This window comes from Pseudomonas sp. Z1-12, assembly GCF_051132015.1.
Taxonomy (GTDB): domain Bacteria; phylum Pseudomonadota; class Gammaproteobacteria; order Pseudomonadales; family Pseudomonadaceae; genus Aquipseudomonas; species Aquipseudomonas zanjanensis.
This window is the reverse complement of sequence record NZ_CP071647.1, coordinates 5,334,927-5,357,716: the sequence shown is the minus strand read 5'-3', so window position 1 is coordinate 5,357,716 and position 22,790 is coordinate 5,334,927. Positions and strand designations below refer to the sequence as shown.

21 protein-coding genes are annotated in these 22,790 nt (G+C 62.0%); 7 read left to right on the top strand and 14 right to left on the bottom strand.

What is annotated here, in order from left to right; translation table 11 throughout:
• On the top strand, positions 1-750 hold the full coding sequence (locus tag J3P85_RS23285) for an enoyl-CoA hydratase (protein WP_434703668.1): 750 nt from the start codon (positions 1-3) through the stop codon (positions 748-750).
• A 226-nt stretch (positions 751-976) separates the two neighbouring features.
• On the opposite strand, the gene pyk is transcribed toward J3P85_RS23285, so the two are convergent.
• Positions 977-2,428 carry a pyruvate kinase gene (gene pyk / locus J3P85_RS23280; RefSeq protein WP_053124684.1) on the bottom strand — a complete coding sequence of 484 codons (1,452 nt, stop codon included), beginning with the start codon at positions 2,426-2,428 and terminating at the stop codon, positions 977-979.
• 321 nt (positions 2,429-2,749) lie between these two features.
• Here pyk and J3P85_RS23275 point away from each other — a divergent pair, with 321 nt between their 5' ends.
• Together J3P85_RS23275 and J3P85_RS23270 are read left to right on the top strand one after the other, a co-directional pair.
• Complete coding sequence (locus J3P85_RS23275; protein WP_186729432.1) at positions 2,750-3,121, top strand: tetratricopeptide repeat protein; 372 nt, start codon at positions 2,750-2,752, stop codon at positions 3,119-3,121.
• A 285-nt stretch (positions 3,122-3,406) separates the two neighbouring features.
• A complete protein-coding gene (locus tag J3P85_RS23270) occupies positions 3,407-3,766 on the top strand; it encodes a PilZ domain-containing protein (protein ID WP_434703666.1) in 360 nt (119 codons plus the stop codon).
• A 155-nt stretch (positions 3,767-3,921) separates the two neighbouring features.
• Here J3P85_RS23270 and J3P85_RS23265 read toward each other — a convergent pair whose 3' ends face one another.
• From J3P85_RS23265 to J3P85_RS23230, 8 genes are all read right to left on the bottom strand, one after another.
• The gene (locus J3P85_RS23265; protein ID WP_434703664.1) at positions 3,922-4,278 is read right to left on the bottom strand and encodes a DUF6124 family protein; all 357 of its coding nucleotides are present in this window, start codon (positions 4,276-4,278) and stop codon (positions 3,922-3,924) included.
• Positions 4,279-4,746: 468 nt separating this feature from the next.
• Entirely contained in the window at positions 4,747-6,078 is a 1,332-nt protein-coding gene (locus tag J3P85_RS23260; RefSeq protein ID WP_434703663.1) for a DUF58 domain-containing protein, read from the bottom strand.
• Between the two features lie 289 nt (positions 6,079-6,367).
• Positions 6,368-7,375 carry an AAA family ATPase gene (locus tag J3P85_RS23255; protein WP_250963390.1) on the bottom strand — a complete coding sequence of 336 codons (1,008 nt, stop codon included), beginning with the start codon at positions 7,373-7,375 and terminating at the stop codon, positions 6,368-6,370.
• Positions 7,376-7,458: 83 nt separating this feature from the next.
• Positions 7,459-8,646, bottom strand: a complete 1,188-nt coding sequence (locus J3P85_RS23250) for a Fic family protein (protein WP_434703661.1) — start codon at positions 8,644-8,646, stop codon at positions 7,459-7,461.
• A 158-nt stretch (positions 8,647-8,804) separates the two neighbouring features.
• Positions 8,805-9,968 (bottom strand): DUF4350 domain-containing protein, encoded by a 1,164-nt coding sequence (locus J3P85_RS23245; protein WP_434703659.1) that lies wholly within the window; start codon positions 9,966-9,968, stop codon positions 8,805-8,807.
• The gene (locus tag J3P85_RS23240) at positions 9,965-11,515 is read right to left on the bottom strand and encodes a DUF4129 domain-containing protein (RefSeq protein ID WP_434703657.1); all 1,551 of its coding nucleotides are present in this window, start codon (positions 11,513-11,515) and stop codon (positions 9,965-9,967) included. The genes J3P85_RS23245 and J3P85_RS23240 overlap by 4 nt, the downstream gene beginning before the upstream one ends.
• Positions 11,502-12,476 carry a stage II sporulation protein M gene (locus J3P85_RS23235; protein ID WP_186729425.1) on the bottom strand — a complete coding sequence of 325 codons (975 nt, stop codon included), beginning with the start codon at positions 12,474-12,476 and terminating at the stop codon, positions 11,502-11,504. Before J3P85_RS23235 ends, J3P85_RS23240 begins: the two co-directional genes overlap by 14 nt.
• Positions 12,473-13,198 (bottom strand): RDD family protein, encoded by a 726-nt coding sequence (locus tag J3P85_RS23230; protein ID WP_411385490.1) that lies wholly within the window; start codon positions 13,196-13,198, stop codon positions 12,473-12,475. The genes J3P85_RS23235 and J3P85_RS23230 overlap by 4 nt, the downstream gene beginning before the upstream one ends.
• Before the next feature lie 343 nt (positions 13,199-13,541).
• On the opposite strand from J3P85_RS23230, the gene sbcB reads away from it, so the two are divergent.
• The gene (gene sbcB / locus J3P85_RS23225) at positions 13,542-14,978 is read left to right on the top strand and encodes an exodeoxyribonuclease I (protein ID WP_434703655.1); all 1,437 of its coding nucleotides are present in this window, start codon (positions 13,542-13,544) and stop codon (positions 14,976-14,978) included.
• An 83-nt stretch (positions 14,979-15,061) separates the two neighbouring features.
• On the opposite strand, the gene mvaT is transcribed toward sbcB, so the two are convergent.
• Positions 15,062-15,439, bottom strand: coding sequence for a histone-like nucleoid-structuring protein MvaT (mvaT, locus tag J3P85_RS23220; RefSeq protein ID WP_003205091.1), 378 nt, complete (start codon positions 15,437-15,439; stop codon positions 15,062-15,064).
• A gap of 306 nt (positions 15,440-15,745) precedes the next feature.
• Between mvaT and purU the strand changes: the two genes are divergently transcribed.
• Entirely contained in the window at positions 15,746-16,594 is an 849-nt protein-coding gene (purU, locus tag J3P85_RS23215) for a formyltetrahydrofolate deformylase (RefSeq protein WP_207964954.1), read from the top strand.
• 234 nt (positions 16,595-16,828) lie between these two features.
• Entirely contained in the window at positions 16,829-17,002 is a 174-nt protein-coding gene (locus J3P85_RS23210) for a hypothetical protein (RefSeq protein WP_434703654.1), read from the top strand.
• Positions 17,003-17,006: 4 nt separating this feature from the next.
• Here J3P85_RS23210 and J3P85_RS23205 read toward each other — a convergent pair whose 3' ends face one another.
• Genes J3P85_RS23205 through J3P85_RS23195 form a run of 3 tightly spaced genes read right to left on the bottom strand, consistent with a single transcriptional unit; the run spans position 17,007 to position 19,904 of the window.
• Positions 17,007-18,002 carry a lysylphosphatidylglycerol synthase transmembrane domain-containing protein gene (locus J3P85_RS23205; RefSeq protein ID WP_434703652.1) on the bottom strand — a complete coding sequence of 332 codons (996 nt, stop codon included), beginning with the start codon at positions 18,000-18,002 and terminating at the stop codon, positions 17,007-17,009.
• On the bottom strand, positions 17,999-18,766 hold the full coding sequence (locus J3P85_RS23200; protein WP_434703650.1) for a DUF2334 domain-containing protein: 768 nt from the start codon (positions 18,764-18,766) through the stop codon (positions 17,999-18,001). The genes J3P85_RS23205 and J3P85_RS23200 overlap by 4 nt, the downstream gene beginning before the upstream one ends.
• Positions 18,767-18,782: 16 nt before the next feature.
• Positions 18,783-19,904 carry a glycosyltransferase family 4 protein gene (locus J3P85_RS23195; protein ID WP_434703649.1) on the bottom strand — a complete coding sequence of 374 codons (1,122 nt, stop codon included), beginning with the start codon at positions 19,902-19,904 and terminating at the stop codon, positions 18,783-18,785.
• 312 nt (positions 19,905-20,216) lie between these two features.
• Between J3P85_RS23195 and J3P85_RS23190 the strand changes: the two genes are divergently transcribed.
• On the top strand, positions 20,217-21,707 hold the full coding sequence (locus J3P85_RS23190; RefSeq protein ID WP_434703648.1) for a helicase HerA-like domain-containing protein: 1,491 nt from the start codon (positions 20,217-20,219) through the stop codon (positions 21,705-21,707).
• 407 nt (positions 21,708-22,114) lie between these two features.
• Here the strand turns inward: J3P85_RS23190 and J3P85_RS23185 are convergent, their stop codons facing one another.
• Positions 22,115-22,570: a DUF721 domain-containing protein gene (locus J3P85_RS23185; RefSeq protein WP_053124648.1), complete on the bottom strand. Its 456-nt coding sequence runs from the start codon at positions 22,568-22,570 to the stop codon at positions 22,115-22,117.
• Between the last annotated feature and the right edge of the window lie 220 nt (positions 22,571-22,790).

Below are 22,790 nucleotides of genomic sequence, written 5' to 3'. Positions count from 1 at the left end.
ATGACCGAAACCCTGTTGCTCGACCGTGAACGTGGCCTGCTGACCGTGCGCTTGAACCGCCCGGACAAGAAAAACGCCCTCACCCGGGCGATGTACAGTCAATTGGCCCACGCCTTGACGACGGCGGACAGCGACCCGCAGATTCGCGCGGTGCTGCTCACCGGCTCCAGCGATTGCTTCACCGCCGGTAACGACATCGTCGACTTCCTCGAACAGCCGCCGAACGACCTCGATAACCCGGTATTCCAGTTCATGCTCAGCCTGCTCGATTGCCGCAAACCGGTGATCGCCGCCGTGGCCGGGCCGGCGGTGGGCATCGGCACGACATTGCTGCTGCATTGCGACCTGGTCTACGTCAGCCGGGATGCGCGGCTGCGCATGCCGTTTGTCAACCTGGGTTTGTGTCCGGAGTTCGGCTCCAGCCTGATCCTGCCGCGGCTGCTGGGCCAGGCCAAGGCTGCGCAATTGTTGCTGTTGGGCGAGGGCTTCAGTGGAGAACAGGCGGTCGCATGGGGCATCGCCACCGAGGCGCTGGACGATGGCGAAGCGGTGTTGGCCAAGGCCAGGGAAGTGGCATTGCGCTTCGAATCACTGCCACCGGAAGCGGTGCGCATCAGCAAGCAACTGATGAAAGCGCCGGACCGGGAAGCATTGCGCAAGGTGATCGAAGAGGAGGGCAAGTTGTTCACCCAGCGCCTGCGCTCGCCCGAGGCGGTGGCGGCGTTGTCGGGGTTTATCAACAGGCGTTGAGTTTTTTGGTGCCTGGTCCGGCCCTATCGCGAGCAAGCTCGCTCCCACAGAGAGGTTGTGTTGAACACATTATTGATGAACACCACAGACCTACTGTGGGAGCGAGCTTGCTCCGGGCGGCGATCCGACGATGGCGGCAGATCAGGCAGCATAGGCTTCAGCAGGCAAAAATCAAAAAGCCCCACCATTCACATGGCAGGGCTTTTGTTTTTCATCGCTCGGTCACTCAGACCATCGGGTCGCCAACGTGCAGGATCTTCATCCCGTTGGTGCCACCGATGGTGTGGTAGCTGTCGCCCTTGGTCAGGATGACCCAGTCGCCGGTCTGCACCACGCCGCGCTTGACCAGTTCATCCACCGCCGCCTGGCTGACTTCGCCCGGTTGCAGGGCCGCTGGGTCGAACGGCACGGTGTAGACGCCACGGAACATCGACGCGCGGGCCTGGGTTTCGCGGTGTGGAGAGAACGCGTAGATCGGCACCGAGGAGCGGATGCGCGACATGATCAGCGGCGTGTAGCCACTTTCGGTCAAGGCGATGATCGCCTTCACGCCCGGGAAGTGGTTGGCGGTGTACATCGTCGCCAGGGCGATGCTTTCGTCGCAGCGCTCGAAGGTCTTGCCGATGCGGTGGCTGGAGGTCTTGCTGGTCGGGTGCTTTTCAGCGCCGATGCAAATACGCGCCATGGCCTGCACCGCTTCGAGCGGGTAGAGGCCGGCGGCGCTTTCGGCCGAGAGCATCACGGCGTCGGTGTAGTCGAGCACGGCGTTGGCTACGTCGGACACTTCGGCGCGGGTCGGCATCGGGTTCTGGATCATCGACTCCATCATCTGGGTCGCAACGATCACCGCTTTGTTGTGGCGGCGTGCATGCAGAATGATCTTCTTCTGGATGCCCACCAGCTCGGCATCGCCGATTTCCACGCCCAGGTCGCCACGGGCCACCATCACGGCGTCGGACGCCTTGATCAGGCCATCGAGGGTTTCATCGTCGGCCACGGCTTCGGCGCGTTCGATCTTGGCCACCAGCCAGGCGGTGCCGCCGGCTTCGTCGCGCAGTTGACGGGCGTATTCCATGTCCGCGGCGTCACGGGGGAAGGAAACGGCCAGGTAGTCGACTTCCATTTCCGCGGCCAGCTTGATGTCGGCCTTGTCTTTTTCGGTCAGGGCTGGGGCCGTCAGGCCACCGCCGCGACGGTTGATGCCTTTGTGGTCCGACAGCGGGCCGCCGATGGTCACGACGCAGTTCAATTCGGTGGCGGTAGCGGTCTCGACGCGCATCACCACGCGACCGTCGTCGAGCAGCAGCTCGTCGCCGACGCCGCAATCCTTGACCAGGTCCGGATAGTCGATGCCGACCACTTGCTGGTTGCCTTCGGTCAGCGGATGGCTGGTGGAGAAGGTGAAGGTGTCACCGATCTTCAGCTCGATGCGCTTGTTGGCGAATTTGGCGATACGGATCTTAGGGCCTTGCAGGTCACCCAGCAGGGCAACGAAGCGGCCGTGCTTGGCAGCGAGGTCGCGCACCAGCTTGGCACGAGCCTTGTGCTCGTCGGGGGTGCCGTGGGAGAAATTCAGACGGGCAACGTCCAGGCCAGCCAGAATCAGCTGTTCGAGAACTTCCGGCGAATTACTGGCCGGGCCAAGGGTAGCGACGATTTTGGTGCGACGGACGGACATGCAAGACTCCTCAAGTTCAAGCGCCAGCGAAGGCTACTATGCTCTTTGGGTGTAGTCATTGTTCATATGCACTACTTTTTCGTTTGTTTTTCGAAATGAACATTCCTGAAAATTTTTGCGCCTCTTACGGCTTTCACATTCCTCCTGTGGCGAGGGAGCTTGCTCCCGCTGGGGCGCGAAGCGGCCCTGTTTTTTGGGGGGCTGCTGCGCAGCCCAGCGGGAGCAAGCTCCCTCGCCACACAGGTGTTCACCATGGGAGTGTTTTCGGCTGAAGATTTTCCCCGCCAGGTCGATACAGAGCTCAAGACAGGAGAACCTCCCATGCGATTCGTGCTTTTTGTTGCCCTGGCCCTGAGCGTCACGGGCTGCACCCGTTGGTCAATGAACCACCACATGAACCTGGCCTACAAGGCCTATGACCGTGGCAATTGCGAGCAGGTCATGCTTGAGCTGTCCAAGGTCGACCGCGCCAGCCGCGCCCGCCGCTATATGCAGCCGGAAGTCTCGATGCTGCGCGGCCAGTGCCTGGAGCGGCAGAAGCTGTTTATCGATGCAGCGCAGACCTACCAGTTCATCATCAGCCAGTACCCCAACAGCGAATACGCGTTCCGCGCCCGCGCCCGGCTCGAAACCCTGCAGAGCCTGGGTCACTATCCGACCCGCAGCGCCTCGGCGATCCGTCCTGCTTCTTGACCCTCCCTCCCGTGGCCAGGAGTAATCCTGGCCATCCGTCCTCTGCCCGTCGTGTTTATGAAAATTAATACATGGGACTGGTTGTCATCTTAGCTTGGGCTATATTTGTACAAGTCATGGCTAGAGCAACATCTCTACTTTATAGAAGCACCTGAGACCGGCAGAAGTAGGCTCATAGACAGTTGTAGCGTCTGGCACCGGTATTGGGGAGAGCGGGCTCGCTTGGGTTCGTTCCGAAGTGATCGGTTGGCCCGGTATGTGGCCGCTAAGAAAGCGATACAAGACATGTACAAGAAGCGCCGAATCGAACGGCATCAATTGCCGTATTTCCTGAGAGTATTCAATGCTGTCAACGACAGGCCCATCGGTTTCCTGGGCAATGTTTCCGAGAATGGACTGATGTTGATCAGCCATTTACCGTTGATGGTCGGTGCGGATTTTGACTTGCTCCTGAAAATCCCCGCCGAGGAAGGGCCGCAGCAAAACATCCAGTTGAAAGCCAGGTGCCTGTGGTGCCATGAAGACGTGACGCCACAACATTTCGATGCCGGCTTCAGCCTGCTGGGGGCATCACCGGACTATGGGCAACTGGTGAGCGCGTTGCGGCAGTATTTCAGTTTCTATCCGTTGCCGGCGTCGGCCTGAGCATTTAGGGGGCGATTACTTTGTGGGAGCGAGCTTGCTCGCGATAGCGGTGGATCAGCTTGCAGCAATGCTGAATGTACCGCCGCCATCGCGAGCAAGCTCGCTCCCACAGGGCTGTCATTCATCCCTGTAGTCCTACAGGTCATTCGGCTTTTTTAGCGCTGAACCCTCGCCTCGTTATCCAGCATCTTCTCCAGCAACAACACCCCCATCTCGCCCATCTGGTGAATCGCCAACGCCAGGTTGCGGGGGGCGCCTTCCAGGTCTTCCGATAGATCCAGAATCAGCGTGCTTACCGAACAGAAGGTTTCGTAGGTGTGGGCGAGCATGCCTTCGGGGTCGGCGTCGGGGGCGACGATGAAGTAATCCGGTTGTTTGTAAGGTTTTTTGTCGGGTTGGCCGTGGTTGGGCTTGAGGTAGTAGTCGAGGGCTCTTTGGGCGGCTTCGTCGAGCTTTTCGGGGTCGGGGGACAGTGGATCGGTGTGTGGTGGGTTGGGTGTTGCTTTGAACATGGTGATTACCTTTAAGTGATGCCTTCAACGCTCCGCGACTAAACGGAGGGTGGCGGCTGTACGCAGGTTAGTCGACCGGGGCAATCACCAAAAACCGGCGCGCCGAAGCGCCCTGCGCACAGCCACCATCAAGAGCAGGGATAGGGAGACCTGACTGATGGAGACACAATGCACCTTGATGATATGCCGCGGGCGACTAAACCCGATCGCTGGATATCAGCGACGCGAATCAAGTTACGGGGCGAGGCCAAGGTGCACAAGCCGGCGGATTCTGGCGGATCTGTAGTCCGTTGCGCAAGGCGCTGTAGTCAGCCGGAGTTTTGCTGGCTCGCTGTAGGACCCATGCGGTTCCGCATGACCGGGCTGGCGCTTTAGTGCGAAGCACTCCCCAAAAAAGGGGCTGCTACGCAGCCCAGCGGGAGCAAGCTCCCTCGCCACGGGTTCATCGTTTTACTTAAGTGATCAGCTTCAGGCGGTCCCGGCTTTTTTCCAGGCCAGGTATTGGGTCACCAGGGCCGCGCCCAATTCGCTGGGGCGCGAATCCAGGGTTGGCACGCCGTGGGCGGCGAGCTGCTTGTGCAGCTCGGCCCGCGCATTCAAATAATCCACCGTCCCGCAATAGGCCAAGGCCTCGGGCAAGGTTTGCACCGGTGCCTGGCGCAACCGGTCGAGGGCGTCTTCGCGCAGGCTGGCCACCAGCACCCGATGCTGTTGCCCCAGCCGTTTTACGGCGGCGAGCAATTGCGCATCGTCTTCATCCCGCAGGTTGGTCACCAGCACCACCAGGGCCCGGCGTTTTTGCCGGGCCAGCAGTTCGGTGACGGCGGCCTGGTAGTCGGCGGGACGCTGGCTGCTGTCGAGGTCGTACACGGTGTTGAGCAGGACGTTGAGTTGGCCGGTGCCTTTGACCGGGGCGAGGTAGCGGCTTTGCTCGCTGGCGAAGGTGCTCAGGCCCACGGCATCGCCCTGGCGCAGGGCGGTGTAGCTGAGCAGCAGGCACGCGTTGAGGGCGTGGTCGAAATGCGCCAGCTCGCCGTCCTGGCTGCGCATGCGTCGGCCGCAGTCGAGCATGAAGATGATCTGCTGGTCGCGCTCGTCTTCGTATTCCCGGGCGATCGGCGTGCGATGGCGGGCGGTGGCTTTCCAGTCGATCTGGCGCAGGCTGTCGCCCTCGCGGAATTCGCGCAGTTGATGGAATTCCTGCCCCTGGCCGCGGCGTTGCCGCTGGCGAATGCCGAGCTGGCTGAGCCAATTGTCCACCGCCAGCAACTGGCCGTCGTAGAGCCTGGCGAAATCCGGGTAGACGCGGGTGTGGTCGACGGCGTCCAGCAGGCGTTTGTCGGTCCACAAGCCCAGCGGGCTCGGCAGGTTGGTTTCGCACTGGACGAAGGTAAAGTGACCGCGCTTGAGCGGGCGCAGGCGGTAGCCGACCTGGCTGCGCTGGCCGGGTTGCAGTTCGACCGATTGCGGCAGGTTTTCGAAGTCCAGGCCATCGGGAACATGATCGAAAAGCTGCACGTGCAGCGGCTGGGCAAAGTCGTGGCTGACTTCCAGGCGGACATCACCCCAGCGGCCCAGGGCCAGGCTCCCGGGCATTTGCCGTTGCACCCGCGGCGAGGGCAGGCGCCGGACGCGCACCGCGTCGAGCAGCGCCAGGGCCAGCAAGGCCAGCAGCAACCCCCAGTTGATCGACAGCAGCGTCGATGGCACCGCGATGCCCAGCGCTCGCAGTGCGCCCAAGACGATACTCACGGCCAGCAGTAGGGCGAGCCAGGTCAGCAGCAGGCGTGAGGGTTTCATCGGCGCATGCCCTTGCAGGGGATGTTGGCCTTGGCAAAGAAATTTACTGCAGTGAGGTTTCCTGTGGCGAGGGAGCTTGCTCCCGCTGGACGCGCAGCGTCCCCTGGCGGTATGTCAGATAGAACTTGGGGGCTGCTTCGCAGCCCAGCGGGAGCAAGCTCCCTCGCCACAAAAAGCATGCCTGCCACAAAGAATTTTCCTGGCACAAAAAGCATTCCTGGTACAGAAGACATTCCTGCCATAGAAGGTATTCCTGGCATAAAAAGCGCGCTTGTCACAGACGCCCTTATCACAACCGCGGCGCCGGCACTTGATCGAGCAGTTGCCCCAGCACCTGGTCCACCGACAGCCCTTCGATGTCCAGTTCCGGCGCCAGCCGCACGCGATGGCGCAGTACGGCCAGGGCGCAGCCCTTGATGTCGTCCGGCACCACGAAGTCGCCGCCGCGCAACAGCGCCCGGGCCCGGGCGCAACGCACCAGCGCAATCGACGCGCGAGGCCCGGCGCCGAGGGTCAAGCCCGGCCAACTGCGGGTGGTGCGGGCCAGGCGCACGGCGTAGTCGAGCACCTGGTCGTCCATCGGCAGGTCGCTGGCGATGCGTTGCAACGCTTGCACGTCCTTGGCCTGCAACACCATGCGCAGCGGTTGCACATCGAGCATGTCTGCGCGGGTCGAACGACTGACCTGGCGGACCATGTCCAGCTCCTGGTCGGCATCCGGGTAATCCATGCGCACCTTGAGCATGAAGCGGTCGAGCTCGGCTTCCGGCAGCGGGTAGGTGCCTTCCTGTTCGATGGGGTTCTGGGTGGCAAGGACCATGAACGGCTGGGCGATGGGCAGGGCGCGGCCCTCGAGGGTGACCTGACGCTCCTGCATGGCTTCGAGCAGCGCGGCCTGGGTCTTGGCTGGCGCACGGTTGATCTCGTCGGCCAGCAGCAGATGGGTGAACACCGGGCCCTTGCGCAGCTTGAACTGCTCGGTCTGCAAGTCGTACACCGCATGCCCGGTGACGTCGCTGGGCATCAGGTCGGGGGTGAATTGGATGCGCGCGAACTCGCCGTTGAAACAGCGAGCCAGGGCCCGCACCAGCAAGGTCTTACCCAACCCGGGAACGCCTTCGAGCAATACGTGGCCACCGGCGATCAATGCCGTGAGCACATCGTCGATCACACTGGCCTGACCCACCACCGCCTTGCGCAGCTCGGTGCGGATGGCCTGGGCCAACTGACTGGCGCGCTGGCGCTGTTGGGCGGCGTGGGCCTGGCCGTCGGCAGGTTCGTTCTGTTCAGTCGTCAATTCTGGCGTTCTCCTAACGGTTAAATCCTATGACTCGCGACATGGTGCAGTGCCGGGCGCTGACAACTGAGTCGCTGCACACCTTAGCCCATTTGAAAATGCAGGTTTGGGAAGATCAATCCGGCGAAGCGTGCGGGCAACCCCGCTTCCACCGTTCGGGACCGGGGGGTACTGCTAACCACGATCCCCGCTTCGATCAAGCGGCCCAGCTCTTCGGTTGCCAGCCGATCCTTCAAACCTGTGAACACCTTGAACTCCGCGCGCGGCATTACGCCCTGAGTGAGAAGCGCCAGTACGGCAGCAGCACTGGTGGGCCGGATGCCGGCACGGCGAAGCTCAGGATCCGTCGAGAACACATGAACAACCTGTTCGCGCAGCTTGGCCGGGTTTAGCGAGGTGGTCATGTATTCAATTTGGTCGCGGCAGACATCAAGCATGAATTCGATGAAGTTGAAGTAGTGACGCTGTGAAAGTTGGCCACGCCCGTCATAGTCACCCTCACGCGGGCGATCAGCCAAGGCCAGGAAGCGATAGTACTCATCTTGCCTGCGAGCCAGGCCGCGAGACAGTGACCAAAGAAAAGGTTTTAGCCCGAGGTGAACCAGTTGCAGGTGGGTGAGCATCCGAATCACTCGACCATTTCCGTCCAGGAAGGGGTGAACAAGCGCCACCCGGTGATGGCCTGCCAGGGCCGCGACCAATTGGCGCCGCGGATCCCTGATTCGTCCGTAGTGCAGCTGCAGATGCTCAAGCATGGGCAATACAACAGCCGCCGCGGGAGCGACATGCGCGCCAACCTGGACCTGCTCGTTCTCTTCGGCCCGCAGCCTGCCGGGTTCCATCATGCGCCCATCACCCAAGGTCAATTCCTGCTTGGACGCGTCCTTGAACAGACGACGATGGATGGTCGCGATCAACTTGGGATCGAACAGCGCGCAGAAATTGTCCGCTGGCCGCATGCGAAGTAGCCGCTCCATCACCTCCTGCTGCGTCATGTGCTGCACGGCCAGCTCTTTGAGTTCCTTTCTCTCCCGTTTTGGTGTCGTGCGAGCAACCTGGAGGTCGGCAATCTCGGTGCGATGCCCTTCGATCAGGTTCGAGTAGTAGGTGTTGGTGATGCGCAACAGACCCGCCAGTTGCCTGGATGTCTCATCGGCCAGACGTCCGGCCAGGAAGGCTGCCTTGCGTGGCAACTGATCCGCAGCCTGAATGATCGAGTCGGGCAGGTTTTCTGGCAGTACGGGATCAAGGTACGTTTTCGAGGTGATCATCGTTTGCTTCCAGCGAACATAACGGCTGTTTATTGGGCAATGCCTGCGGAAATTTTTGCGGAAAATAAAACGGCTTGTAACGCCTGTTATTACTAGCTGTAGCGACACCGTACGATAGGCGATTTCCAGTGATTCTGCGGATTTTTCTGCGGAAAAATCTATAAGGCATTCCTAAGGGTTTGCAAATGGGCGACCTGGCGGCAGAACTCGGCGCCGGACATCCGCTGTTTCGGCCGTGGGCTCAAGGCCTGGCTGATGGCCCGCGTCGGTTGCCGGGTCAGGCGGGCGAGTACCTGCCACTGTTCGGCGACGGCCAGTTGTTCGAAACCTGGGTGAAGGTGGCGTGCCCGGCGCAGCACGTCTTGCTGCAAGGCGTGCAACAGGTGCTGCTGGCCGTTGTGGCGCAGGTGGAAACCGGCGCTGGCCTGCACGTGTTCTTCCAATTGGCGCCGCGCCTTGGAGGCGGGGGGGTGCAGCGGGCCATGGCGCACCGCCGAATGCCAGAACCACAGGGCAACCAGGGCCAGCAGTGCCACCAGCGCTTGGGGGAAATAGCGCAGCAACAGGGTCAGCAGGTCGTCGTGGTCGGTATTGAACAGCAGCGTGACGTCCGTGTCGGCGCTCAAGTACCAGAGCAGCCAGGCGTTGTCGTACTGGTCGATCGCATCGTTCTTCCACAGCTCGGCATCGGTAAGCACGGTGATCGAGCCCAGGCCGAGGGTCAATTGCATCATGTGGGTCGACGACGCGCTGTTAGCCCAGGCCTGGGCCAGGTTATGTGGGTCTTCGAGGTGAAAGTCGGTGTCGAAGCCGATATAGGCCGGCGCCTCTTCGTCTTCCAGGTAGAGCTTGGTCAGTTCCGGATAACGGTCCTTGATCAGTTCGGGCGCGGGTTCCTTGAGGTCCTTGCTCAGGAATTGGCGCAGGCGCACGCGGTCGAGCAGCAGGTCGCCGCTGTTGCCGGCGCTGTCGTCCCACAAGGCTTCGGCCACGAAGAGCAAGCGCCCGCCGGCCCGGGTCCAGTTCATCAATCGGTCGACTTCCCGGGGCGTCATGTGGGTGCGCTCGCCCAGCAACAGCAGGCTGTGCTGGCGAGGCTCCAGGGTGGGCAATACATCCAGGCTGTTGGCGTGTTCGACGTTGATGCCCCGCTGGCGCAGGAAATGCTCGGCGGCCAGGTAAGGGTTGGCCTGGGCTTCGGGAGAAGGGCCGTGCTCGACGACCTCTTCATAGGGCACGGCTTTGGCGTAGAGATAGAAGCCGAATGCGCCCACCACGGCGGCCAGCACGGCACCGATCAGCCATCCCGCATGCCGGCTCATCGAGACGCTCCCGGACCGAACAGCCCGCGCCAGCCGTCACACAGTTCCTGTTGCAGGTGAGTCGGCGGTGGACGATGCCCGTAGGCAATGTTTTGCCAATGCAGCGTCAGGACTTTGCTGAAGCCCAGCAGCTCGTCCTGCTTGAGCTGTTCGACGCGTTGCAGCACCTGGCCTTCGGTGTCGGACGGTTTCAAGGGGATCTTGAAGTCATGATGCAACCGGCTGAGCAGCGCTCGGTACAGCAGGCCCAGGGCTTCACGGGGTTGCGTGGCCCACAGTTGTTCGACGCTGGCGGCGATGTCGGTCGGCAGGCTTTCTTCACGGATATCCAGGCCGAACATGCGTGCCGGCGCCGCTCGTTCCACGGGCAGGCGTGGCGTCGGTCGGCGATTGACCAGGGCCTTGAGCCGTTCCCGATAGTGCCAGGCCAGCCAGACGATCGCGCCTATCAAGCAGGCCCACAGCGCGATCTGGATCAGCCCGGCGGCGATGTCGAAGCGTTGGCCGCCGAGCCATTTGAACAGGGCCTTGAGCCAGCTCGATTTGGCCTCGGTCTCTTCGGTCTCCTCGGCGGGTTCAGCGGTGTCTTCGCCGAAACGATAACGGGTGACGGTCTCGGAGTTCTTGAAGGGCGGGGCGTCGAGGATCGCCTCGATGCCGTCCCGGGAGGCTTCGCTGGTGAGGGGCTGGTTGAGCAGCCGCGGGCTGTCGGGGCCGTTGGTGTCCTCAGCGGCAAACGCCGGGGGCGCCAATGGCAGTGTCACCAGGGCCAGTAGCAATAACACCGGGGCTACCCCGCTCAGCCGTTGGCGCAGGCGCCGGAACACCAGTTCGATGTCCCATGCCTCGAGGATCGTGCGCCGGTTCAGGTAGAGGCTGAAGCCGCAGGCGACGTACACCGGTTCCCACAAGATCAGCAGCAGCGGATACAGGAAATTGACCAGGTGCTCGAACCACAACCAGTCGTGTTCGGCTGCGGACACCAGCGTCTCCCAATCCCATTGCAATTCGACTTGTTGCGGCACGAACAGGTAGAACAGCGCCATCAGGCCGAACCACAGGGCGGTTTCCAGGTGCATGCCGATGATGGTCAACCATTGCGAAGCGCCACGGTTGCGTTGCAGCAATACCCGTATGCGTTGCTCCCGCGCTTCACCGGCGAGCCCTTCGAGTTGCACCACCGGCAGCAGGAAACTGCGGCTCAGGCTCAGCCGGCGCCAGGTCAGGCTGGCCAGCAACTGGGGCTTGAGCAGCGCTGGCCATTGGCGCAAGGCCTGCCTCAAGGTCGGGGTTTCGCCAAACAACGCCTTGGACAGAATGTACAAGGGCAGACGGTCAAAGGCCGGCTTCAGCCACCAGAACAGCATCACCACCAGGGACGGTGAATCCCACAGCAGCAGGGTCAGCAACAGGTACACCGGTAGTGTGATGGTCGCCCAACTGGTCATCAGCAGGCGTCGATGCTGCTGGCTCATCAATACACCCAGGTCCATGGCTTCCCAGGTGGTGCGTGGGCGGATGACGACGGTGGCATCACTCAGGCGCATGGCGGACCCGTCCGGCAAACGACAGATAGCTGATCACCAACAGCCACAACAACGCGCCCACCGTGTATTTGGTGGCGGGCGTCACGGCGCTGGAGGACCAGTAGGCCTCGATGAACGCGGCAATGAGCAGGAACAGCATCACGCCACCGATCATCAGTACGCTTTTGCCCGCCGCGAGCCGCAAGGCCTCGCCCCGGGTCAGGCGTCCCGGCGCGATCAAGGCCCAGCCCAATTGCAGGCCTGCGGCGCCGGCCAGGGCGATGGCGGTGAGTTCGAAGGCGCCGTGGCCGATCACGAACGACCAGAACGTTCCCCCCGAGCCGATCTGGGTCAGGTGCCCGGCCACCGCGCCGATGGTCAGGCCATTGAAAAGCAGGAAGAACGCGCTCCCGAGTCCAAACATCAAGCCACTGGCGAACGTCTGAAAGGCAATGCCGATGTTGTGCATGATGTAGTAGCCGAACATGACCCAGTCTTCGCTGGCGGCCCGTTCGACCGAGCGTCCCAGGTGCCCGGAGGCGGGGTCATACATGCTGCGGATCTGGCTGATTTCGTCGGCGCCCAGCACGCTGTAGACCAGTTCCGGAAACAGATAGACCAGCAGCCCGATGCCCACCAGGCTGCCGAGGAACATCAGGCTGGCGGCCAGCACAAAGCGCCATTGTTCACGTACCAGGCGAGGGAAACCGACCAGGATGAAGGCCGAGAGGCTGGCCGAGGGGCGGCTGCGATCCCGGTAGAGTTGCTGGTGACCGCGCAGCGCCAGTTGTTGCAGGGTGTCGACCAGCAAGCTGCTGTAGCCCCGGGCCTGGGCCAGTGCCAGGTGATGGCAGAGCCGTCGATAGGCGGCGGGGAAATCACCGCTCTGGGGCACGTTGCGGCTGCGCTCCAGTTGATCGAGTTGTCGGGACAGATGCTCCCATTCGCTTTGGTGGCGGCTTTCGAACAGGCTTTGCTTCATGTCGGCCCCAACAGGCCGCGGGCGATGCCATTGAGCTCGGCGGTGGCGTTCGGCCCTTGGACGTTCAGTGGCGCGGCCAGGATCGCCGCCAGTTCGTTGACCCGCGCTCGGGACAGTTCTGCCTGGCGTTCGGCGAAGCCCAGCACGGCGCGTTGTTCATGCAAGTTCAGGGTGAAAGGCGTGCGTATCGGCGGGGCCATGGGTAATGCGGGGCGTTTGACAGGTTGTTCGCGATACACCACCAGCGTGCCGGCCGCGAGATCGCCAAGGCGCTTGAACGCCGGATGCTGCAGGCAGCAAATGGCCCCGAAGGTGTAGCCAAAGGGCAGCATGTCGACGAAACGCAGCAGGTTGCGGATCAACGACGCCGACCAACCGATGGGCCGGCCATCGTCCTGCACCACGCGCAGTCCCATGATCTGCTTGCCGGGAGAGCGCCCCTGGTTGAGCACCTCGAACAGCACCATGTACCACCAACTGACGACAAACAGCAGGATGGAACCCAGGCCGAGCCCCAGCTCACCGAAAAATGCCAGGACCAGGAAGAAAAACCCCAGGACCAGCCCGCGTATGCCCAGGTCGATGGCGAAGGCAATTGCACGCGGCATCAACCCCGCCGGGCGCAGCGGCAGGTCGATGCCTTCCGGCGTTTCAACCTGATAACGCGTGTCCAGGGGCGCGGGCAGCGTCGCGTTCCTTTGCAGTGCTGGTGTCTCGAGCATGGGCAACCTGTGATGGGCCAGACCGAATGTTCAATCTCGGCCCAGATGCTAGCAGTCTTCGCGCGGGCAAACGATAGAACTGTGTGGGTCATTTCATGGTTTGCAACAAGATTCGTGGGCAGCGCAGATCAACTGTGGGAGCGAGCCTGCTCGCGAAAGCGGTGGGTCAGCTTGCATTGATATTGAATGTACCGCCGTCTTCGCGAGCAGGCTCGCTCCCACACGGGGTCTTGGGTGTACAGATCCAATATCCCTGGTATTAGTCTTCAAAAGTTACAGCACTGCTGGTCGCCGGCGGGTTCGAGCGCCTAGACTTCGCCAGTCTTCAGTTCAGGAACAGCCCGTGACTTCCATCTTCTGGTACGACTACGAAACCACCGGCATCAACCCGCGTTGCGACCGGCCCTTGCAGGTGGCGGGTATCCGTACCGATTTCGAGCTCAATGAAATCGACGAACCGGTGAACCTGTATTGCCGGCCCAGCGATGACATCCTGCCGCATCCGGCGGCCTGTGCGATTACCGGCATCACCCCGTCATGCCTGGCCGAAAAAGGCTTGAGCGAAGCCGATTTCATGACCCGTGTCCACGACCAACTGGCCGCGCCGGGTACCTGTGGCGCCGGCTACAACACCCTGCGCTTCGACGATGAAATGACCCGCTACAGCCTCTATCGAAACTTCTTCGACCCGTACGCGCGGGAATGGCAGGGCGGTAACAGTCGCTGGGATTTGATCGACCTGGTGCGCGCGGCCTATGCGCTGCGCCCACAAGGCATTGTCTGGCCGCAGGAAGACGGTCGCGTCAGCCTCAAGCTCGAACGCCTGACCGCCGCCAACGGCATCGATCATGGCCAGGCCCACGATGCGTTGTCGGACGTGCGTGCGACCATCGCCCTGGCTCGCCTGATCCGCCAGCAGCAGCCCCGGCTCTACGACTGGCTGTTCCAGTTGCGCAGCAAACAGAAGGTGATGGACCAGATCCGCCTGTTGCAGCCGATGGTGCATATTTCCGGGCGCTTTTCGGCGGCGCGCAACTACATCGGCGTGGTCCTGCCGCTGGCCTGGCATCCGAAAAACCGCAACGCCCTGATTGTCTGCGACCTGCACCTGGACCCCCAGGGCTTGTTGGACCACGACGCCGACAGCCTGCGCCAACGGTTGTATACCCGCCGTGAAGAACTGCTCGAAGGTGAGCTGCCAGTGCCGCTCAAGCTTATCCATATCAACAAATGCCCGGTGGTCGCGCCGTTGTCGGTGCTGCGCGTCGAGGACCAGCAGCGGCTGGCGCTGGACATGGAGGGTTACCAACAGCGGGCATTGCGGCTAACTGACGCACAGAAAGTTTGGCAAGATAAACTTCAGGCTATTTATGGCCACGAAGATTTCACCGCCAGCGAGGATCCCGAGCAACAGTTATACGCAGGCTTCTTGGGCGACCGCGATCGGCGTTTATGTGAACAAGTGCGCATGGCGGACCCGGCGCAATTGGCTCAAGAGCGCTGGCCTTTCGATGATGAGCGTCTGCCGGAACTATTGTTCCGATATCGCGCACGCAACTTTCCCGACACCTTGGATCCCGAAGAGCAGGGGCGTTGGAGACTTTTCTGCCAACAACGTCTGTCCGCCCCGGAATGGGGAGCGCCTAATACCTTGCAAAGTTTTGACGAGGCGATGGGAGAGTGGCTGGGCCTGTCGACACCCATGCAGCGAGAAGTACTCATGCAATGGCAAGGCTACAGCCAGCAATTGCGCAAACGTTTAAGCCTTGAGTCGCAATGAATTGAAAAGATGACGGGCATAAAAAAACGCCAGCAATCGCTGGCGTTTTTTTGTTCGCAAAGAAGCATGCGACGCGGTGAGGCTTAGCCCAGCAGGGTTGCCCAGCCTTCTACCACGTCACCGCCCCACTTGGCTTTCCACTCTTTCAGCGTCTTGTGGTTGCCACCTTTGGTTTCGATGACTTCGCCGTTGTGCGGATTCTTGTATTGCTTAACTTTGCGAGCGCGTTTGGTGCCAGTAGTTTTGACGGCGCCACGTGGCGCTTTGCTCGACTTGGCTTCTGGATCCAGCAGGGCAATGATGTCACGCAGCGACTTGGAGTATTCGCCCATCAGCGTGCGCAGTTTGCCTTCGAATTCCAGCTCGGTTTGCAGTTTGTCGTCTTGCGACAGATTTTTCAGGCGAGCTTGCAGTTCTTTGATGGCTTCTTCTGTGGCGCGGTATTCATTGATCAAGGACATGTGGACTACCTTATGTAGGACGCGGGTGACAAGGAGACAGTGCGGCAATAGTAATCAGACAGTTTCATCAAGTAAACATTTAACCGGTGTTTTATTTAATTAATTAGTGCTGCGCCACAAAAATGCCTGTTGCAGTTAAATACCGTGACAGTGTCTTCACATCTATTCACACATATAGCCTGCCTTGCCAGGCCTCGCCGGCCATGGCCTGGGGCGGTCGCCCAGGCTCCGGCGTGTCATCGATACTGCAGTTTTGCCGCGCAATGGCTAGAATGGCCGCCTTTGCGAAGTTCTGGAGTTTCCCTAATGCGCACTTTTCGTCTGGTGATTGCTTGCCCGGACCGCGTCGGCATCGTTGCTAAAGTCAGTAACTTTCTGGCGTCCCATAACGGCTGGATCACCGAAGCGAGCCATCACTCGGACAATCAAAGCGGTTGGTTTTTCATGCGTCACGAGATCCGTGCCGACTCGCTGCCCTTCGGTATCGAAGCCTTCCGTGAAGCGTTCGCACCCATTGCCCAAGAGTTCTCGATGGACTGGCGCATCACCGACACCGCGCAGAAAAAGCGCGTGGTGTTGATGGCCAGTCGTGAGTCTCACTGCCTGGCTGACCTGTTGCACCGCTGGCACAGCGATGAGCTCGATTGCGACATCGCCTGTGTGATCTCCAACCATGATGACTTGCGCAGCATGGTGGAATGGCACGGCATCCCTTACTACCACGTACCGGTCAACCCGCAAGACAAGCAGCCGGCATTCGCCGAAGTCTCGCGGTTGGTCAAGCAGCACGACGCCGAAGTGGTGGTGCTGGCCCGCTACATGCAAATCCTGCCGCCGGCCTTGTGCAGCGAGTACGCCCATAAGGTCATCAACATCCACCACAGTTTCCTGCCGTCGTTCGTCGGTGCCAAGCCGTACCACCAGGCCTCGATGCGTGGTGTGAAGCTGATTGGCGCCACCTGCCACTACGTGACCGAAGAACTGGACGCCGGCCCGATCATCGAGCAGGACGTGGTGCGCGTCAGCCACAGCGACAGCATCGAAGACATGGTGCGTTTCGGCCGTGACGTCGAGAAAATGGTGTTGGCCCGTGGCCTGCGTTATCACCTGGAAGACCGGGTGCTGGTGCACGGCAACAAGACCGTGGTCTTCTGACTACACTTCGAAGGGCCTGGACGAGCGATCGCCAGGCCTTTTCATTGACTAAAGAACAACGATGCCCCGTGGCGAGGGAGCTTGCTCCCGCTGGGCTGCGAAGCAGACCCAAAACCATTCAACACCGTGCACCGGGGAAAAGAGTAGGCAGGCTTTACGACTGCTGCGCAGCCGAGCGGGAGCAAGCTCCCTCGCCACAGTGATTCATACCCTCTCGAGGAGCAACGCTGCGCCATGACCGATCCATTGGATAAAGCCACCTCCAAGGCCCCAGCCACCCTGGGCGAAGGCTGCCTCAGCCGCTACGACCCTGACGCATTGAGCCCGGAGGACGGCACCGAGTTTCCCGACGCCGCGCAATTGTGGGAGCAACTGCATCCCCAGGACGAGGCCGAACAAAGGCCGTGACCGGTCAGGCTTGCCTGAGCCTGATCAGCTTCTTGATCAACGGCCGCCCGACCATCAGGAAAAACACCGGCCCGCCGGCCACCAGGTAGAAGTAATAGGTCACCGCCCGCCAGATCAGGATCGCCGCCGCCGCGGTGGACTTGCCCACCATGGGCGCCAGCAGCGCCGCCGAGGTCAGTTCGGCCGCCCCGGCGCCACCCGGCAGCAGGCTGAACTGTCCCGCGCTCAAGGCCAGCATCTGGATCAGGAAACTCCAGGCCCACTGCAAGTCCGCCCCCAGTCCCTTCAAGGCTAGGTACAACACGCTATAGCGCAGCGCCCAATGCAGGCAGGTCAGGCCGAAGACCTGGAACAGGGTCCGTCGCGGCAATTTCAGGGTGTCGGTGAACGCCGCGAGGAAGTTGAGGATCTTGCGGCCCCAGCGTCGGCGGGTGGTGGTCTTTACCCGCAAGTGCCGCAGCACCCGAGCGCCGAGCAGGATCAGGCGACGGTGATAACGGGCCACCAGGACGCAGCCGAACAGCCCGCCAAACAATGAAATCGCGCTCAACGCCAGCATCCATTCCAGGCGCTGGCTGAGGTTCTGGAACAGCGCGTAGAACAGAATGCCCACCAAGGCACAGAGGAAGAACAGCAAGTCGCTCAACTGATCCATGGCGAACACCGCGCTGCCATGGGCCGGGCGCACGCCGTTGCGCGCCAGCAGGGCCATCAGCGTCAGCGGGCCGCCACTGCCGCCGGGCGTCGCGCACATGGCGAACTCGGTGGACATCACCACGCCCATGCTTTTCCACCGGCCGATGCGTCCACGGTATTCACCCAGCAACAGGCGCAAGCGTACGGAGTTCAAGCCCCAGCACAGCACGATCATGCCGAGCATGGCCAGCAGCAGCGACAAGGGAAAACGCTGCACCCGCGACCACATTTCCCCGCCGCCGACCAGCAGCGGCACCAATAGCGCCGTGAGCAGCGCGGCACCCAGCCAGATCAGCCGTTTCATGCGGCGCTACGGGCCAGCAGCCCCTGGGTCGCCAGCCAGCCGACCTTGGTCATCGGCACGCGACCGTAATTGAGCAAGCGTTCGAGGGTGCGCAGCCAATAGTCGCGGGAAAATCCGTGGCGCATGTCCACCGGGTGCAAGCCAAGGCGAATCACCGGGGCCTGGCGCCAACGCTGTTCACGTTGGTCGCTGATGACTTTCGACAGGCCACGGCGCCAGGCGCTGCGGGCACTCCAGACCAGGCCCGGCGCGTCGATGGCGGTGAAGTCGGGCAGGCGATAGAGGTGTTGGGTATCGCTGGTGTAGCTCAGCGGCAACTGGCGCAACGCCCGGCGCGTGCCTTCGCTCATCAGCCAGGCCGGGGCGACGAAACCTTCCAACGGCCAGTGGTAACGCTCAAAGGTGTCGATCCCGGCGCGCAGGCGGGCGAGGGCGGCTTGTTCGGACAGGTTGTAGAACTCCCCTTCGTGGGTATAGACCCGGCGCATGAACCAATCCTTGGGGTGACGGGCAACAGGGCCGTCGTCGCAATGGTAGTAGCCATGCAACACCAGCTCATCACCGCGCTCGACCCGGCTGTCGAGCAGGCGCCGAAAGCCGGGGTGAGCCTCCAAGGCATTGTTGCGATGAAAATCCGGCACCACCAGCCAGGTCATCGGCACCTGGCCGAGGGCGTCGACGGCTTCGACGAAGGGCTGGTAGTCGGGCCAGGTTTGCGGTGCCACGTCGTGCAGCACCAAAAGGACGCTGGGCGAGAGATTCATCGACACGGACCTCGCCTCAACCATTGGCCAGCAGCGGCAGCTGTTCGCCGAGCACGGCGTGGTAATGCCCCAGCAAACTGTTGACCACGGTATCCCAGGCGTAATGCCGTTCCACATGCCGGCGCGCCAGAGCACCACGGCGCTGGCAGCCTTCGGCAAACAGTTGCCGCACGGCATTGGCCAAGGCCTGCGGGTTGTTGGGCGTGCACAGCAACCCGCAGTCCTCATTGACGATTTCGGTGAAGGCCCCGGCCGCAACCGCCACCACGGGAATGCCGCTGGCCATGGCTTCGAGGATCACCAGGCCGAAAGTCTCCTGGTCGCCGGCGTGCAACAGGGCATCGGCGCTGGCCATGAGCCGGGCGACTTGCGGCGCCGGGCAGAACTCATCGACCACCGTGACGTTGTCCGGCACCACGGCGGGCATCGACGAGCCCACCAGCAACAGGTGATAGCGCTCGCCCAGGCGTTTCATGCACTTGAGCAGCACCGGCAGGTTTTTTTCCTTGGAGCCGCGACCGGCGAAAATCAGCAGGCGCGTGTCTTCGGCAATGCCCAGCTCGGCTCGCAGTTCCGGGTCGCGGGCGGCGGGGGTGAAGGTTTGCAGGTCGACGCCCAAGGGTTGCACGAAGACGTTCCTGACCCCCAGCCCGGTCAGTTTGTCGGCCATGACCTGGCTTGGCGCCAGGACCCGGTCGAAATTGCCATATAACTTGCTGACGTAGGCTTCGATGTTGGGCGTGAACCAGTTGCCCATGCGGTTGCTCACCAACAGTGGCAGGTCGGAGTGATAGAAGCCGATGACGGGCACGTCGAGCTGACGACGGGCATCCAATGCGGCCCAGGCGGTGAGGTACGGATCGCCGACCTCGATCAGGTCCGGCTGCAGATCGCGCAGGACATTGCGCCAGGGCGCCAGGCGAAGGGGAAAACGATAGCCCTTGCCGAACGGCAGCGCAGGGGCCGGAACCTTGTAGATTCCGTCGTGCTCGCTCAAATGCGCGCCGGGAATCAACAGGCTGTGACGAATACCGGGCCGATCGCCCAGGCGCCGGTGCTTGGCATCCAGGTAAGTGCGCACGCCTCCGCTGGCAGGGGCGTAGAACATGGTTATGTCCGCGATATGCACGATGAACATCCCTCCGGTCTGTGTTCTCCTGTGTTGACCTTCATGAAGAATAGATGTTCGGTTGGGGTTGTGGTGACGTAGCGGTCATGCAAATGAATATGTGGCGAGGGAGCTTGCTCCCGCTGGACCGGGCTGGCGCTCCAGTGCGAAGCGCTCCCAAGATTTTGGGGCCGCTGCGCAGCCCAGCGGGAGCAAGCTCCCTCGCCACATGAGTGCGGTCAAATGTGGTTTTTATTTCCAGCGCCAGGCCTTAATGCCCCAGGCATGCTTTTATATAAGCGTGCAAAATGGCGTCATATCGCAAACACCACGGGTGACCACATGCCTGACTCATCGCAACTCGTTATCGGCGCCGACCTCAGCGGCCAGCCCATCGGCCAGGCCATGCGCCTGGCGAACCGTCATGGCCTGGTGGCGGGCGCCACCGGTACCGGCAAGACCGTCACCTTGCAGCGCCTCGCGGAAATGTTCAGCGATGCCGGCGTGGCGGTGTTCGCGGCGGACATCAAGGGCGACCTGTGCGGCCTCGGCGCGGCGGGCAACCCTCAGGGCAAGATCGCCGAACGTATCGCGGGCATGCCTTGGCTCGATCACAAACCCCAGGCTTATCCGGTGACCTTGTGGGATATCCACGGCCAGTCCGGTCATCCGCTGCGCACCACCCTGAGTGAAATGGGCCCTTTGTTGATCGGCAGCCTGTTGGAACTGACGGACAGCCAGCAATCGGCGCTCTATGCCGCGTTCAAGGTCGCCGATCGCGAGGGCCTGTTGCTGCTGGACCTCAAGGACCTGAAGGCGCTGCTCAATCACCTCAAGGACAATCCCGAGTTACTGGGAGATGACGCGGCGCTGATGACCACCGGCTCCAGCCAGGCGCTGCTGCGGCGCTTGTCCACCTTGGAGCAGCAGGGCGCGGACGCGTTGTTCGGCGAGCCGGCCTTGCAGCTCGAAGACATCCTGCAACCGGCCAGCGATGGCCGCGGCCGCATCCATTTGCTCGATGCCAGCCGCCTGGTCCACGAAGCGCCAAAGGTCTATGCGACGTTCCTGCTGTGGCTGCTGGCCGAGCTGTTCGAGCAATTGCCCGAGCGCGGCGATGCGGACAAGCCGCTGCTGGCGCTGTTCTTCGACGAGGCGCACTTGCTTTTTGCCGGTACGCCCAAGGCTTTGCAGGAGCGCCTGGAGCAAGTGGTGCGGCTGATCCGCTCCAAGGGCGTGGGGGTGTATTTTGTGACACAGTCGCCCGGCGATTTGCCGGACGACGTGCTGGCACAGTTGGGTTTGCGCATCCAGCACGGGTTGCGAGCCTTCACGGCCAAGGAACAGAAATCCCTACGGGCGGTGGCCGACGGTTTCCGGCCCAACCCGCAGTTCGATGCCCTGGCGGTGTTGACCGAACTGGGCATCGGTGAAGCCCTGGTGGGCACCCTGCAGGAAAAAGGCACGCCGGAAATGGTCCAGCGCGTGCTGGTGGCGCCGCCGCAATCGCGGATCGGGCCATTGAGCGAGGCCGAGCGCGTCGGGCTGATCGCCAGTTCAGCGTTGCAAGGGCGCTACGACAAGCCGATTGATCGCGAGTCGGCCTATGAGGTGCTGATGGGGCGCAAGGGGCTGGAACCCCAGGCCGAAGCGGTACCGAGCAAGCCGGCGGCTGAAGCGCCCAGCTTCACCGAACAAGCAGGCGAGTTCCTCGGCACGGCGGCTGGCCAGGCACTTAAATCGGCGATGCGCCAGGCGGCCAATCAATTGGGCCGGCAGCTGGTGCGTGGGTTGATGGGGTCGTTGCTGGGGGGCAGCAAGCGCCGTCGGTAGCCGGGACCGAGTCGCCGCCCTTCGCGAGCAAGCCCGCTCCCACAGTGGAGCGATGTCGTACGCAAAATGTGCGTCCACTGGAGATTTCCTGTGGGAGCGAGCCTGCTCGCGAAGGCGGTCTGGAAAACGAAAAATAGGCTGGCTGACCTGCCGCTATCGCGAGCAAGCTCGCTCCCACAGTGGATCGATGTCGTACGCAAAATGTGCGTCCACTGAAGATTTCCTGTGGGAGCGAGCTTGCTCGCGAAGGCGATCTGGCAGGCGACAATAGGCTGGCTGACCTGCCGCTATCGCGAGCAAGCTCGCTCCCACAGTGGAACGATGTCGTACGCAAAAATGTGCGTTCGCTGAGGATCCCTGTGGGAGCGAGCTTGCTCGCGATAGCTATCTGACAACCGCCGAAAATCTCAATCCTTGGGCCTGGCATGGGCCGCCAACCGTTCCAGCGCCGCCCGCAGGTTGGGATCGCTGATGCCGTCGGCGGTGGCCTGGATGGTCGCGGCGGCGTCGGTGGACAAATCCAGCGTATGCCCCTTGGCGCCGACCTGGACAGTGGGTGGTTGGACCTTGAACAGGATCCGCGTCAGGTTGGCGAATTCTTCGAACGCCTGGAGTTGGCGCAGCAAGCGTTTTTGCTGGTAGCGCAGGCGCGTGGCCCAGTGGCCGTCGGTGACAATCAGCAACAAGCTGCCTTCGCGCCACGACGCTACGTGGCAATGTTCGCGCGCGGCCGGTTGCAACTGGCTGTCCAGCAGGCGCTGCAGGTGGCCCAGGCGCCGGGCGTGGCCGAAGATGGCTTTCAGCGGCTTGGCTTCGCGCAGCAGAACGGCGGGTGCCTTGGCTGGAAGAGGGCGAAAGGCCATGAATGAATACCGCAAATGACAGAGGCGCCATGGTAGCAGAAAGCGCCGGATGCGCCTCGACCCTCTCGCCCAGCGGCTTTTAGCTACACAATCAATGAGTAACTTCTGCACCTTGCGGGTTGAAGTTCGCGCAAAAGCCCTTATTTTAGTGTGGCCCCGTCACAGCGCTGTGCCAGCATCGTGGAATAACGCCACTTTCCTCTCCATCGTTTCCGGGTAG